Here is a 13,681-nt window from a genome sequence, read left to right on the forward strand (position 1 = left end):
CCTTGGGCGTTCCCCCGGAAACCAAGCCCCCACCTCCACTTCCGCTGCTGTGCGGCCACTGCGGTCGCCCGCCCGGAGGCCCGTCGGCCCCTCCACCGGACCCCCATCACCCGCCTACGGTGCGCGGACGGGATTTGGTATGCGCCCAGTACCGAGTGTACCGTCAATGTTCGATGATCGTCGATCGTCGAACATTCGAGGTCAGTGGGGGTAACTGAGATGTCGGAAGCAGCTGGAAAGCCTGAGGTGGCGACCGGGGCCGCAGCCGCGCCCGCGGCCGGGCCCGCGCTGTCCGTCCTGGACCACGCCAGCATCGTCGAGGGCTCCACCCCCGGCGAGGCCATCCGCGACGCCCGCGAGCTGGCCCAGAACCTGGAGCACTGGGGCTACAACCGCTTCTGGCTGTCCGAGCACCACAACATGCGGGCCATCGCCAGCGCCGCCACCTCGGTCTCGCTCGGCTTCATCGCCGAGGGCACGTCCACCATCCGGGTGGGTTCGGGCGGGGTCATGCTCCCGAACCACTCGCCCCTCGTCATCGCCGAGCAGTTCGGCACCCTGGAGTCCCTCTACCCGGGGCGGATCAACCTCGGCCTGGGCCGTGCCCCCGGCACGGACCCGCGCACCATGCGCGCCCTGCGCCGCGACAACAGCTCCTCCTCGACCTTCCCGCAGGACGTCCAGGAACTCCAGGCGTTCTTCGAGCCCGCCGCTCCCGGCCAGCCGGTGCGCGCGGTCCCCGGCGAGGGCCTGCGGGTGCCGCTGTGGATCCTCGGCTCCAGCCTGTTCGGCGCCCAGCTCGCCGCGCACCTGGGACTGCCGTACGCGTTCGCCTCGCACTTCGCGCCGAACGCCCTCTACGACGCCCTGGCCGCCTACCGGGAGGGCTTCACCCCCTCGGAACAGGCCGCCCAGCCGTACACGATGGCGGGGATCAACGTGTTCGTAGCCGAGACCGACGCCGAGGCGCAGAACCTGTTCACCTCCATGCAGCAGGCCTTCCTGGGCACCCTGCGCAACGCGCGCGGCCTGCTGCAGCCGCCGGTGGAGCGCAGCTCCCTGGACACGGTGTGGCGCCCCGGGGAGAAGGAGCAGCTGGACATGATGCTGCGCTACTCCTTCGTGGGTTCCCCGGAGACCGTGAAGCCGAAGATCGACCAGTTCGTCGCCGACACGGGGGTGGACGAGCTGATGGTCTCGTCGATGATCTACGACAAGAAGGCCCGCTTCGCCTCCTATGAGGCGCTGGCAGACATGTTCGGCCTCCAGGCGCCCGCGGGCGGCTGAGGACGGATAGCGGCCGACAGCGGGCCGCGCAAAGCCCTGACCGGGGGTACTTGGTCAAGGGTGCGGGACCGGACCAGGCAGGGTCCGGAACCGTTTTCCCCGGTCACCGGGGTGCGGGGCGGGGTCGCGAAGGACCCCGCCCCGCGCTTTCACCCGGGCCGCCCGCAGGGGCGGGCCGACACGGGAATCCGGGCTGTCCGGGGCGCGGGAGAACTGGTTGACTGATTCCGGCATCACACCCAGCGCCCCTGAACCCAGCGCACCCCCTGTTCCCGGTCAAGAAGGCAGGCCGTGCCCCTCCCCTCCCCCGACACACCCCCGATGACCCCGTTGGAACCCGCCGACCCGCGGACCGTCCCACCGTTCGACCTCCGGGGCCGGTTGGGCGCGGGCGGGATGGGTGTCGTCTACGCCGCCCTGTCCCCCGACGGCCACTGGGTCGCCGTGAAGGTGATCCGCCCCGAGTTCGCCGCCGACCAGGACTTCCGCCAGCGGTTCACCCGCGAGGTCCAGTTGATGAGCCGGATCCGGGCGCGCTGCATCGCCTCGGTCCTGGCCTACGACACCTCCGCCGAACAGCCCTGGTTCGCGACGGCGTTCCTCCCAGGACCGACCCTGAACGAGCGGGTGCGGTCGGAGGGGGCCCTGCCCGAGGCCAAGGCACGGGTCCTGGCCGCGGGTATGGCGGAGGCGATCGCGGCCATCCACTCGGCCGGGATCGTGCACCGGGACCTGAAGCCGTCCAACGTGATCCTGGCCCCCGACGGGCCGAAGGTGCTCGACTTCGGGATCGCACACGCCCTGGACGGCACCCAGCTGACCAGGACGGGCGGGCTGATGGGCTCCCCCGGCTGGATGAGCCCGGAACGCTTCCGGGGCGGCGCCGGGCCCGGGGCCGACGTGTTCTCGTGGGGCGCGCTGGTGGTCTACGCGGTGACCGGGCGGCCGCCGTTCGGCAGGGGCTCGGCCGAGGAGCTGATGTTCCGGCTGCTGAGCGAGGAGCCGGACCTGAGCGGGGTTCCGGAGGACCTGCGGGAGGTCGTCGCCCGGTCACTGGCCAAGGACCCCGGGGACCGGCCCAGCGCGGCGGAGCTGGTCCGGAGCCTGGCGGGGGAGGCCGAGGCGGGTCCCGCACCGGCTTCGCCGGACGAGATGGCCACCATGGTCAACACGCTCATCGCCAGGGACTGGACGGGGGCGTCCGTGTCCCCGGCCTCGTCAACCTCTTCGACCCCCCAGCCCTCTCCGGCCACACGGTCCTCTCCGGGCCCCCACGCCCCGCCACCCGATGCCGCACCCGACCGGTCACACACCGCTGTCCCGTCCGGGCCGCACTCCCCGCCCCGGTCGGGCCCACAGGCACCGCCGCCTCCGCAGGACTCTCCCCACCCGCACGGCCCGCCCCCGGGCTCTCCTCCCCCGAACTCCCACGTTCCGTCTGCTCCCCTGCCGGATTCTTCCTCCCCGGACTCCCGCACCCCCTCGACTCCCCTGCCGAACTCCGCCAAGTCAGGCACCTCACGCCTGCTGCTGGGGCTCGTGGCCGCCGCGGCCACTCTGCTCCTCATCGGAGGCGTGACCGGCTGGCTGCTGCTGCGCGACGGCGAAGAAGGACAAGCGGCCGACGGCGGGGAGGGAGCCGAGGTCCTGGAGGGAGCCGCCGAGGACCAGTCCGAGCCGTTCGTCTTCGCGACCTCCGACCGGATCAAAAGCCTCGACCCGGCGCTGGCCACGGACAGCACCACCTTCCGCTACAGCCGGCAGGTGTTCGAGACCCTGCTGCGCCACGACCCCGCCGACGGCCAGATCGTCGGTGGTCTGGCCGAGGACTGGGAGCACTCCGACGACGGCACCGAGTGGACCTTCCACCTGCGTGAGGGCGTGCGGTTCCACGACGGCGAGGAACTGGACGCCGCAGCCGTCTGCGCCAACTTCGACCGCTGGTACAACCTCACCGGCATCTACCAGCAGTCCAGGTACACCTACCACTGGCAGTCGGTGTTCGGCGGGTTCGCCGAGAACATCAACGCCGACCTGCCGGAATCCAACTACGTCCTCTGCGAGGCCGCCGACGACCTGACCGCGGTCATCACCGTCGACGAGTACCGACCGGCCCTCCCCGGCGGCTTCACACTCGCCTCCTTCGGCATCATGAGCCCCTCCAGCGTGGCGGAGGTTGCCGACGAGTCGCTGATGGGCCCTCTCGCCGACTACTCCTCGAACCCGGAGATCATGGCCGGGAGCGGACCGTTCCGGATCACCGCATGGGACCACATACAGAAGGTGGTCACCCTGGAGCGGTTCGACGACCACAGGGACAGCTCCCCGGGGATCGACACCGTGGTCATGCGCAGCATCGGCAACGAGGCCACCCGCCGTCAGTCGCTGGAGTCCGGAGAGATCCACGGCTACGAGCTCACGAACCCGGAGGACAGGGCACCACTGGTGCAGGCCGGTTTCCAGGTGCCCTCCCGAGACCCGTACGACCTCCTCTACCTGGGTTACCAGCAGGAGGCGCACGAGGCCCTCAAGGTTCCGGAGGTCCGTGAGGCCCTGGCGCGGGCCGTCGACCGCCAGCGCATCGTCAACGCGGTCATGCCCTACGGCAGCGAGGTCGCCACCCAGTTCGTGCCCCGGGCCGTCAACGGTTGGTCCCCGGATGTGCGGGCCATCGAACACTCACCGGAAGCGGCCCAGGAAATGCTCGCGGACGCGGGCCACGAGGATCTGACACTCGAGTTCTGCTATCCGGACGACATCACCCGCCCCTACATGTCCGCCCCGGAGGAGATCCAGGACCTCATCACCCGGGACCTGGAGGCCGTCGGCGTGACGGTGGAGCCGGTCGCCCAGCGGTGGAACGACTACGTCGAGAGTGTCCAGGCCGGAGACTGTGAGCTGTACCTGCACGGGTGGACCGGTGACTACAACGACACCCACAACTTCATCGGCCCCTACTTCTCCGGGCACACCCCCATGTTCGGGTTCGAGGACGAGGACCTCTTCGGGGCCATGGCCGAGGCCGCTGCCCTCCCGGAGGCGGGCGCGCGTACCGCCGCCCACGAGGACCTGAACGAGCAGATCATGGAGGTGCTGCCGGGCCTGCCGATCGCCAGTTCACCGTCGGTAGTCGTGTTCTCGGGAAACGTGCAACCCCCGACGATGGGCTCACTGCCCGGCCACGAGGACCTCAGCGAGGTCTTCTGGAAGTAGGGCCCTTGGGTCGCCCTGCCCGTTCCTACGGGCGGGGCGGGGTCCGCCTCCCGGCTCAGCACTCCGTGAACGGGATGGTCCGCCCGGATCACTCCAGCGGCAGAACGAAGACCCCCATCCCCCGCACCGTCTGAACGCGGCCTTCGTCCTTGAGCACCTGCACGGCCTTGCGCAAGGTGTCCCGGGCAGCACCGAACTCGTCTTCGAGCTTGACCAGGGAAGGCAGGGCACGCCCTGGCGGAATCTCTCCGCTGTCGATGCGCGCACGCAGCGCGTTGGCGACTTGGACGTAGGGCGGAACTGGGGATTCGCGGTCGATGGCGGGCATAGAAACGAACCTAGCCAGCCACCTATGTCTAGCCATAGCCACCCACGGGGGTAGTCAGGGGTAGTACACCTAGCTATGATGTGACCTTGACCTACTCATGAAGCGGCCCGGCGGTGCTACCAACACCCCGGGCCCGGACAAGCGAACGGAGCGCTTGCCGTGTCATACGTTACTGCCTTGTTGTCCCTAATCGTCAGGCTCACGCGGCCCACACAGGGCACGCACACCAGTCCGTGCGGCTACCTGTGGGAACTGGGAGCCGAAGCCCGGCGCAACCGTTCCCGCCGAGTGCGCCGGTACGCCCTACCCGTCAGGCCCGCCGAGCCCGCACTCACCCGGCCCGAGCCCGTCGAACCCGCTCCCCCGGCGCCCGCCCCCTCGGTTCCCGCGCCCAGGCGACCCGTCGAGGACAGCTGTGCCACGGCCCACCCCCAGGCCGAGATCGTGCGCGGCCCCTACCGGGCCTGGGAACGCCACCGGTCCACCCTTCGGGGGCTGGTCGCATGAACCAGCACACCGACACCCGCTCAGACGCCCTGGCGGACCGGCTCACCCGGCTGCTCAACGACCCCGGCCTGCCCGACGACGCCGTCACCCGGCTGATCTCGGCCGACGCGGTCTTCGGACACCTCGACGGCCTCCTGCGTTCCGGCGACGAACTCCCCCTGCGCTGGGCCACCCGGCTGGGCGGCGGCACGATGGAAGCCCGTGAGGTGACCGACCACTACGACGCCCTGTCCGAAGCCCTCCGGGCAACCGGCGAGAACGTCCCCTGCTGGCGCGCCCTGTGCAGGGCCCGGGACCGCTGGGCTCTGCTGAAAGCCGCCCTGGCCTCCGGTTACCCGCTGCCCGAGCCCTGGGAACGCTGAACACTCCCAGGAGCACCGAACCCTCCGAGAACACCCGTGGCCCGGCCGGGAGTCCCCTCCCCGCCGGGCCACGGCCCCTGACGGGGTTTCTCCAACCTCCCCGGAGACTTCGGAGAAGGTGGCCGTGACGTCAGAAGAAGGCTGTGCTGGCAGAAGATTCCGTGGTGTCAGAAGAGCACGCGGTCGGCGCGGCAAGCAGGAACACGGCGGCGCTGACTAACGGACACGAAACCCGTGCGGGTCGCGGGCTGAACGCAGGGGCGGGACCGCAGTCACCTCTACCAGCCGACCTCTTCTGTTACGGCCCACACCGAAACCCGCTCTCCTTCGGGAAAGCTGAACACCACACTGCGGTCGACGTTCTCACCCTGCTTCGCTGACGAGCATCTGCGAGGCTCAACGAGTTCCGTTTCCCCGATGAAGTGCCGCTCGTGCTCTTCCTTGGGTAATTCACCCCCGGACACGACACGGTGGTTACCGATGTCTCCGCTCTGGCAGAAGGCTCCGGCCTCCTCCTCACTGGGCAGGGTGAAGGTGGCGACATACGTCGGAAGCGAATCGACGTCACCGACGGAGAACACCTCGAACGACTCGGCGGAGTCGGGAATCTCGGCGCCGGAGAGCTCCTCGAAGTGGCTCGGATCGGCTTCCGCGGTGGGCTCAGCAGGGGGTTCGGGGACCTCTTCGGTCCCGAAACAGCCAACCAGGAGCACGGACAGAAGTACGGCCGGTGCAGGGGCGGTGCCTCGTGGCGTCATCAGCTCTCACCTGACCCCGAACCGCTTGCCAGTCCCCCGTCATGCACACCGCCGGCAAAAGGGTTGGTGGCCCCCAAGACCCCGTCACCCTCCCCGCACCAGTCACGCTTCGGACTCAGGAAACCCATGCCGTTCCCTCCCGGCGATACGCCCGATGGGTTCTGTCGAAGGCTATTCCGATCTCGTGCACCTGACTCGGGAGCCCCCTATGCACCATCCGCATAGGGGGTTCGATACGGACCCTCGGCAGGGTTTTCGGCGCTCTCCCCGGGGACCTAGGAGGACCCGAAAGCGAACCTCGAGGCCGTTGGGGCAGATAAAGCGGACACCATCGGACTCTTCGACGTTCTTTCTGGAATCCCGGGTGGGTCATGGGAGCCGGACCGACGGTGGAAGCCCTTCGCAGCCCGCCGGCTCAGTCACCGCCACCGCCGCCACCGCCGTCTCCACCGGAGTCACCCGAGTCACCGCCTCCCCAGAAACCCCCTCCACCGCTGTCGCCACCCGAGGAACCGCCGCTGGAAGCAGAACCGGACCCGTCCACCGCGCACAGGTCAGCGATCTCGCAAAGGCTGCCCCAGTCGAGCTCGAAGCCCTCGCGCGGCTCCGGGGTCTGTTCCCCGACCCTTCGCGGACTCTCTTCGAGCACCTGAGCCGAACCGGTGTGCGTCACGACGCGAACGGCGTCATCGCCGGAACCGTCCCGTCCCCGGTCTCTCGGTGAGGCTTCACGACCCATCCGGCTGATCCCGAGCACAGCGGTGTAGCGCAGCGCCTCCTCGCGCTCCATCGTCCGCCCCTCAGCGGCGGTGGCCTCGTAGGTGTCCGACGCCGCCCCGAGGAGCCGCTTCCCGGCAGCGGTCGCGGTCGAGGCGTTACGGCCTCCGTAGCCCAGGTACAGACCCCGGGCGAGACCGCCCAGCACCGCGAGCACACCGCCCAGTATGGCCAGCGCGACCGTCCACGCGTCCCGCTCGTAGGCGTTCGTCAGCACCACCCCCACGGCGAACAGGGCCACACCCGAATAGGCGAGGACGCGGGAGACCCACCCGCCGTTGTGGAAGTCCGCGAGTGCCTTGGCGAGCCCTTCGGAGCGGGCGATCAGGTGTCGTTCAGCGAGCTTCTCCCGCACCCGGTCGATGCCCCGACTGGACGTGGCGGTCTGGATGAGCCCGCGCGCAGTCAGGCCGGTCCGGTCCCTGAACGCCTTGACCAGGTCCCGACGGACGGGGTCCTTCTCGGTGACGTAGGCGTTCGAGGGGCCCACGAGCGTGAAGAAACCACCGCGGACCTGGCGGCGGATGCGCCCCGAGAGGAACAGGTCCATGAACGCGACCTCCCCGACCCGGGTGGCGCCGCCCACCAGGTAGGCGAGCTCCGCTGGAGTGAGGTCCTCAGGGGTCAGCGGGAGCTTCGGTTCGGGGACCACGGCGACCTCCGCCCTGATCGACCGGTTCGCGGTGAACACCCTGAAGAACGGGAAAGCGCCAGCGGCCAGGCCGAGCAGCGCCCCCAGGAGGGGGATCAGCAACATGGCGTTCAAGTTCGGGGCCTTTCTGTCAGGTCGGCCGGTGGGAGAGGGCCGGATGGGATGAGGCGAGTGGGGCAGGCGGGGGCTGGGCGGAAGCGGATGGGGCGATGGGAGCGGTCAGGAGCGGCCGAGGAACAGACGGGGAGGCCGGGAGGCGCGCGGGGGGGCGTTCGGGACGGGGCGGGCTACGGGGGAGGCTCGTGTTCGGCTGACCTCTGCGGTGTCCCACAGGAGAAGCGGGGAACATGGGAACCCCCAGCCTCCGGGCTCTGCGCACCACCCGCCCGGGCCCACAGGGTCTCCGAGACCTCCGAAGCTGCTCAGGCCACACAGAGCGAGTGGTGCCCCTTCTGACCGAGGGCCGGTGTAGGGCTTGGCGCAAGGGGAGAGAATCATGGGACCCGAACAATTCAACACTATGAGCAGGCCAGGCTCTCGGTTGCCCGGGCTTTCACGCCCATCCATGACGGTGACCGAGGCAACATGCAATCATGGTGACCCGTTGAACACAGATCGCTACCCCTGGCGGCCGAATCATGCAGACCCACCCCTTGGAAACCAGCTCCCACCTGGGAAGTCTCCGTTTTTCAGGGAGAGCGCCAAGACCTACAGGGACAGCGGGACGCACAAGTTGCATGGCCACATCCGGTCAAGGCAAGGGGCAACCGACCACGCTGATCCGATAGTGGGGTTCGTGGTCCCGAGGTTGGCCCCAGGTCAGCGATGAAGTCAGGCCCCAGATCCACCGGTCAACAACCGCTCTGCCGTGGCGAAGAAAACCATCTCCCCCAGGAGCTAACTCCATGAACAGCTTGCACAAGATATGGGTGACCCTCAGCGCCCTGACCCTCCCGCGGCCTGGACACGACAGGGACAAGGGCGCCGGCTTCGTCGAGTACGCCGCTGTCCTCGTTCTTGTTGTCGCGATCGCTGGCGCAGTAATGGCTATCGGAATTGAAGCCAGAATATCCCAGGGAATCATGAAAACCATTACCAGAATATTTGACACTGAGCAAGGCTAAAATCAAAAAATTGCAACACAAAACCCCAAAAAGAGCCATCGACGCCCAGAAAACAAGGCAAACAATAAAATCGCAAACATAAAGGAAAGACTTGCGACCCCCAAGGAACGAACCCCTTAGAAAAGGGAACAGACGCCGATGGCCAGCCACAGCGATAGCCCTTGCCATTATTTCTTCCTCTGGCTGCGTAGTTAGCTCAGACACCCCTCAGGATGACCCAAGCAAAAATCCAGCCACCATTCCAAATGAATCAACTGGCAATTCAGGTAATGAAAAAATCGAAACGCTGGCAAGCTCGATATCTACCTCGACTAGTATTGGATCAGATCTCCAGATCGACGTGCACTCCCTAGAGAGGCTAGAAAACAACCTCCTACGCCTCCGCATCGGAGTCACAAACAGCTCGCTCGAACAATTTGATATCGGCTTTGGCCTATCCGAGCCTTCTGACATGTTCACGGCAAGTGGGATTAGCCTCATCGATGGCGTAAACCAAAAGCGCTATATAAGCTATGACCACAGCGACGGAAGTTGTTTCTGCAATGAACTGGAAGGCCCCCTCAACCCTGGCGCCACTGAAACCTTATGGGTAATATTTCCCGAAGCGCCAGAAAACTTGGAAAGAATGACTGTAACCACTCCCCTAACTCCACCTTTTTTTGACATTCCGATTAGCACCTCTTCGGAGTCGATTGAGAGCACCAACCTAAGTGACCCTCAAGTGCTCGATTTGACTCGAATTTCTGAAAGCCTCAAAGAAGACCAGACTGGGCGCACGGAGAGCGGGGATGAGATCAGCATCATCCTATCCGCAGATGTTCTTTTCAGCACCAATAGCTCCGACCTCAACGATGAGGCCCAAGAAATTCTAGAGCAAGTGGCCCGGGAAATTGACGACGCAACTTCCTCCACAGTATCCGTAGATGGCTATGCGGACAACACTGGAAATGACACCATCAATATTCCGCTTTCTCGAGAACGCGCGGAAAGCGTTGAAACTACTTTGAATGAACTCATTACTCGAGGAGGAATAAAATTTAACGTGGAGGGCCATGGGTCCGCAGACCCCATTGCTGACAACGAGACCAAAGAAGGTCGCGAACGAAACCGTCGCGTCAGCGTGACATTTGAGAAATAGGACAGCAATGAGCAAAAAAACTCGAACCTTAAGCATTGCCACTATTGCAATAACACTTCCCCTGGCTATAACTTCAGGGGCGAACGCCATCCCCGCCCCCAAGACCGAAGATCTAGAGTCCCTTGGAACGGCAGAATCCAATGATTCCATCAGCTCTGGCCTTTCTGCAGAAGTTCACTCCGCAGAAAAGAACAAATCAAAATCACTTCTCGCCGTAACCTGGAGCATTGAGAATAATGGTGATGCAGATGTCTCATTTACGTGGCCCTCAGGAAGAACCTACACATACCAGAGCCACGCCTCTTACTCCGGCGTCACAGCAACATCGCCCGAGGCAAGCACAAAATACCATCCCCTCATGGACATAGATGGCAATTGTCTTTGCTCTGGAGATACTTCCCTGGAAGTTCAGACCATCATAGATCCAGGGGAAAAGGTCGCCTACTGGTCGATGTACTCTGTGCCCGAGGACGTTGATTCCATCGACCTTGAAATCCCCGGGTTCGAGCCCATCGAGGACATCCCCATCTCCTGACTCTCTCCTGACTCCTGACGCGCCCCCACGCTCCCCCACGCACGCCACCCCGACCACACCCCCACTCCTGGACTCTTCTGGAGGCGGAGTTGACCACCCCCCACCACCCTGAGCTCGGGGATCCCCGACGGCCCTCGCCGAACCGGCCGCCCAACCGCACTGACGAGCGGGGGCGCCCGCCGCGGATCGCCACCCGCCGAGGTGTCGGCAGCCCCTTGCGCTGGCTACGGCCGGAAGCCGGGAACCAGCGGGACCGCGGAGCGGGGTTCGTGGAGACAGCGGCCGCAGCGATCCTGGCCGCACTGATCATCACCACCGTCTACGCCTCGGAAGTGAGTTCCACCTTCAACGAAGGTGTCCGGCAGATGGTCTGCCTGGTCAACGGCCCCGGCTGCGGGGAGGAGACCTGGGTGGACCACGACCGCCCGGAGGAACCAGAGGAGTACGAGTGGGGCACGGGCGACAACGCCAACCTCAGTGACAACAAGAACCTGGGGATGCAGGCGGCCTCCGCCGACCCGTACAACTGGACCGACCAGGAGTGGACCTGCCTGGACAACCTGTGGTCACAGCAGTCGGCCTGGGACCACAACGTGCTCGACCAGCAGACGGGCGCACGCGGGATCGTCGGCTTCAACCCGGCACTGCACGGTGAGATGCCCGCCGGGTTCCGGGACAGCGCGTCGACACAGATCGACTGGGGCCTGGACTACATCCAGCAGACCTACGGCACCCCCTGCGAGGCCTGGGACTACTGGCAGAGCACCAGGACGTACTAGCCCCCTGACGGGACGCGCACCACCCCGATGACGAGTCAGCCGGGTGTTCCTCAGGTCGAGGGCTTCGGCGACCACGGCTGTGGAGGCCACCGAGGCCGTGGAGGACCCGACCGCGATGGTGGCCACCTTCCGGCCTCTGTACCGGCCGGACCGGTGGACGCAGTCGGTGATGAGCAGGCCCGGCGCGTAGCCGACCACGAACGAGGCGACGACGTCGACGGCCGGATCCGCCTCCCCGAACCGGCGGGTACCGGAGCTTTCGGCCGGCCGGTCCACGCACCCCCACGTCCTCCTCCGAAGCCTCCCGATCCGTTCAGGCCGGGTTCCCCGGAGGTTCGGGAGGGGGTGCTTTCATGCATCCCGTGCGGGCCTGCCCGGCTCCCCGTACCCGGGCAGGGCGACCGGTCAAGGGTCTGTTGTCGTCGGAACGGGGACCTTCGGCGCTACGGGCCACCAGCATGACCTCCTAGATTGGAGTTATTCCAGAAAAGTGTTTCAATGGGCGCATGCGCCAGCCGGGAACAGGCCCTCCCCGGGAGGGCTTCGCCATGGGTGCTCCGCCTCCGGAGCGACCGGCCCGGGAGGACGAGGCCGTCTCCCCGGCCGACGGGCCACGGCTCGCCGCAGGCCGGGGGTCCGGCTCGGGACCGCGCGGACGCAGGTCCGGGCCCGCCCCGGCACCGAGGCCCACGCATGACCGGCTCTGAGAGCGCAGCGCCACAGAGATCGAGGACGAGGTAGCAATGTCGCACGACAACACCGATCCGCTGACCACAGCCGCCGGCGCCCCCGTCGCGGACAACCAGAACAGCCTGACGGCCGGACCCCGCGGGCCCATGCTGCTGCAGGACCTGTGGTTCCTCGAGAAGCTCGCGCACTTCGACCGCGAGGTCATCCCCGAGCGCCGTATGCACGCCAAGGGTTCCGGTGCCTTCGGTACCTTCCGGGTCACCAGGGACATCACCCGGTACAGCAAGGCCGCTCTCTTCTCCGAGGTCGGCAAGGAGACCGAGGTCTTCCTCCGCTTCTCCACCGTCGCCGGTGAGCGCGGTGCCGCCGACGCCGAGCGCGACATCCGCGGCTTCGCCCTGCGCTTCTACACCGAGGAGGGCAACTGGGACGTGGTCGGCAACAACACCCCGGTCTTCTTCTTCCGCGACCCGCTGAAGTTCCCCGACCTCAACCGTGCCGTGAAGCGCGACCCGCGCACCAACATGCGCTCGGCGGAGAACAACTGGGACTTCTGGACCAACCTTCCCGAGGCCCTGCACCAGGTCACCATCGTCATGTCGGACCGCGGCATCCCCGCGAGCTACCGGCACATGCACGGCTTCGGCTCGCACACCTTCTCGTTCGTCAACGAGGCCGGTGAGCGGTTCTGGACCAAGTTCCACTTCCGCACCCAGCAGGGCATCAAGAACCTCACCGACCAGGAGGCCGCCGAGGTCATCGCCGGGGACCGCGAGTCCTCCCAGCGCGACCTCTACGAGGCCATCGAGCGCGGCGACCACCCGAAGTGGACGTTCTACGTCCAGATCATGCCCGAGGCGGACGCGGAGCACTACCGCTTCCACCCCTTCGACCTCACCAAGGTCTGGTCGAAGAAGGACTACCCGCTCATCGAGGTCGGCGAGTTCGAGCTCAACCGCAACCCGGAGAACTACCACGCGGACGTCGAGCAGGCCTCCTTCACCCCGGCCAACATCGTGCCGGGCGTCGGCATCTCGCCCGACCGCATGCTCCAGGGCCGCCTGTTCTCCTACGGTGACGCCGCCCGCTACCGCTTGGGCGTCAACCACCACCAGATCCCGGTGAACCAGCCGCGCGGCGCCCGGATGGTCAACACCTACCACCGCGACGGTGCGATGCGGGTGGACGGCAACCAGGGCGGCGTCCCCGGTATCGAGCCGAACTCCTACGGCCGCTGGAGCGAGCAGCCCCGATACGCCGAGCCGGCGCTGGCCGTGGGCTCGACCGCCGACCGGTTCGACTACCGCGAGGACGACGACAACTACTTCGAGCAGCCCGGTGACCTGTTCCGCCTGATGAGCCCGGAGCAGCAGCAGGCCCTGTTCGAGAACACCGCCCGGGCGATCGACGGTGCCTCCGAGGCCACCGTCGAGCGGCACATCGGGAACTGCGCGAAGGCCGACCCGGCCTACGGCGAGGGTGTCCGCAAGGCCGTCGAGGCCCACCAGGCGGGCAAGCTCGCCTAGGGTTC

The 13,681-nt window shown here is 66.7% G+C and carries 12 protein-coding genes; 9 read left to right on the forward strand and 3 right to left on the reverse strand.

Going from position 1 to position 13,681, the window contains the following annotated elements; all coding sequences use genetic code 11:
* Positions 1-219 precede the first annotated feature (219 nt).
* Both AC0VYD_RS19665 and AC0VYD_RS19670 read left to right on the forward strand, forming a co-directional pair.
* Positions 220-1,287 (forward strand): LLM class flavin-dependent oxidoreductase, encoded by a 1,068-nt coding sequence (locus tag AC0VYD_RS19665; RefSeq protein WP_475476938.1) that lies wholly within the window; start codon positions 220-222, stop codon positions 1,285-1,287.
* Between the two features lie 291 nt (positions 1,288-1,578).
* Positions 1,579-4,500 carry an ABC transporter substrate-binding protein gene (locus AC0VYD_RS19670; protein ID WP_475476939.1) on the forward strand — a complete coding sequence of 974 codons (2,922 nt, stop codon included), beginning with the start codon at positions 1,579-1,581 and terminating at the stop codon, positions 4,498-4,500.
* 88 nt (positions 4,501-4,588) lie between these two features.
* Here AC0VYD_RS19670 and AC0VYD_RS19675 read toward each other — a convergent pair whose 3' ends face one another.
* Positions 4,589-4,828 (reverse strand): GntR family transcriptional regulator, encoded by a 240-nt coding sequence (locus tag AC0VYD_RS19675; RefSeq protein ID WP_191275039.1) that lies wholly within the window; start codon positions 4,826-4,828, stop codon positions 4,589-4,591.
* A gap of 177 nt (positions 4,829-5,005) precedes the next feature.
* On the opposite strand from AC0VYD_RS19675, the gene AC0VYD_RS19680 reads away from it, so the two are divergent.
* Complete coding sequence (locus AC0VYD_RS19680; protein ID WP_475476940.1) at positions 5,006-5,335, forward strand: hypothetical protein; 330 nt, start codon at positions 5,006-5,008, stop codon at positions 5,333-5,335.
* Positions 5,332-5,697: a hypothetical protein gene (locus tag AC0VYD_RS19685; protein ID WP_475476941.1), complete on the forward strand. Its 366-nt coding sequence runs from the start codon at positions 5,332-5,334 to the stop codon at positions 5,695-5,697. Before AC0VYD_RS19680 ends, AC0VYD_RS19685 begins: the two co-directional genes overlap by 4 nt.
* A gap of 278 nt (positions 5,698-5,975) precedes the next feature.
* Here the strand turns inward: AC0VYD_RS19685 and AC0VYD_RS19690 are convergent, their stop codons facing one another.
* Together AC0VYD_RS19690 and AC0VYD_RS19695 are read right to left on the reverse strand one after the other, a co-directional pair.
* Entirely contained in the window at positions 5,976-6,455 is a 480-nt protein-coding gene (locus AC0VYD_RS19690) for a hypothetical protein (RefSeq protein WP_475476942.1), read from the reverse strand.
* A 415-nt stretch (positions 6,456-6,870) separates the two neighbouring features.
* Positions 6,871-7,989 carry a TIGR04222 domain-containing membrane protein gene (locus AC0VYD_RS19695; protein ID WP_475480317.1) on the reverse strand — a complete coding sequence of 373 codons (1,119 nt, stop codon included), beginning with the start codon at positions 7,987-7,989 and terminating at the stop codon, positions 6,871-6,873.
* 800 nt (positions 7,990-8,789) lie between these two features.
* Here AC0VYD_RS19695 and AC0VYD_RS19700 point away from each other — a divergent pair.
* From AC0VYD_RS19700 to AC0VYD_RS19720, 5 genes are all read left to right on the forward strand, one after another.
* Positions 8,790-9,008: a hypothetical protein gene (locus AC0VYD_RS19700; protein WP_475476943.1), complete on the forward strand. Its 219-nt coding sequence runs from the start codon at positions 8,790-8,792 to the stop codon at positions 9,006-9,008.
* Between the two features lie 340 nt (positions 9,009-9,348).
* On the forward strand, positions 9,349-10,146 hold the full coding sequence (locus AC0VYD_RS19705; protein ID WP_475476944.1) for an OmpA family protein: 798 nt from the start codon (positions 9,349-9,351) through the stop codon (positions 10,144-10,146).
* 7 nt (positions 10,147-10,153) lie between these two features.
* Positions 10,154-10,681, forward strand: a complete 528-nt coding sequence (locus tag AC0VYD_RS19710; RefSeq protein ID WP_475476945.1) for a hypothetical protein — start codon at positions 10,154-10,156, stop codon at positions 10,679-10,681.
* Between the two features lie 269 nt (positions 10,682-10,950).
* Entirely contained in the window at positions 10,951-11,460 is a 510-nt protein-coding gene (locus AC0VYD_RS19715; protein ID WP_475476946.1) for an aggregation-promoting factor C-terminal-like domain-containing protein, read from the forward strand.
* A gap of 743 nt (positions 11,461-12,203) precedes the next feature.
* Positions 12,204-13,676: a catalase gene (locus AC0VYD_RS19720; protein ID WP_475476947.1), complete on the forward strand. Its 1,473-nt coding sequence runs from the start codon at positions 12,204-12,206 to the stop codon at positions 13,674-13,676.
* The last annotated feature ends 5 nt before the right edge of the window (positions 13,677-13,681 follow it).

Source organism: Nocardiopsis sp. iso_40 (assembly GCF_056173285.1).

Excerpts from the sequence above, each read along its gene's own strand:
- AC0VYD_RS19665 (WP_475476938.1), top strand. The coding sequence starts at position 220 with ATGTCGGAAGCAGCTGGAAAGCCTGAGGTGGCGACCGGGGCCGCAGCC.
- AC0VYD_RS19675 (WP_191275039.1), bottom strand. The coding sequence starts at position 4,828 with ATGCCCGCCATCGACCGCGAATCCCCAGTTCCGCCCTACGTCCAAGTC.
- AC0VYD_RS19685 (WP_475476941.1), top strand. The coding sequence starts at position 5,332 with ATGAACCAGCACACCGACACCCGCTCAGACGCCCTGGCGGACCGGCTC.
- AC0VYD_RS19690 (WP_475476942.1), bottom strand. The coding sequence starts at position 6,455 with ATGACGCCACGAGGCACCGCCCCTGCACCGGCCGTACTTCTGTCCGTG.
- AC0VYD_RS19695 (WP_475480317.1), bottom strand. The coding sequence starts at position 7,989 with ATGTTGCTGATCCCCCTCCTGGGGGCGCTGCTCGGCCTGGCCGCTGGC.
- AC0VYD_RS19700 (WP_475476943.1), top strand. The coding sequence starts at position 8,790 with ATGAACAGCTTGCACAAGATATGGGTGACCCTCAGCGCCCTGACCCTC.
- AC0VYD_RS19710 (WP_475476945.1), top strand. The coding sequence starts at position 10,154 with ATGAGCAAAAAAACTCGAACCTTAAGCATTGCCACTATTGCAATAACA.
- AC0VYD_RS19720 (WP_475476947.1), top strand. The coding sequence starts at position 12,204 with ATGTCGCACGACAACACCGATCCGCTGACCACAGCCGCCGGCGCCCCC.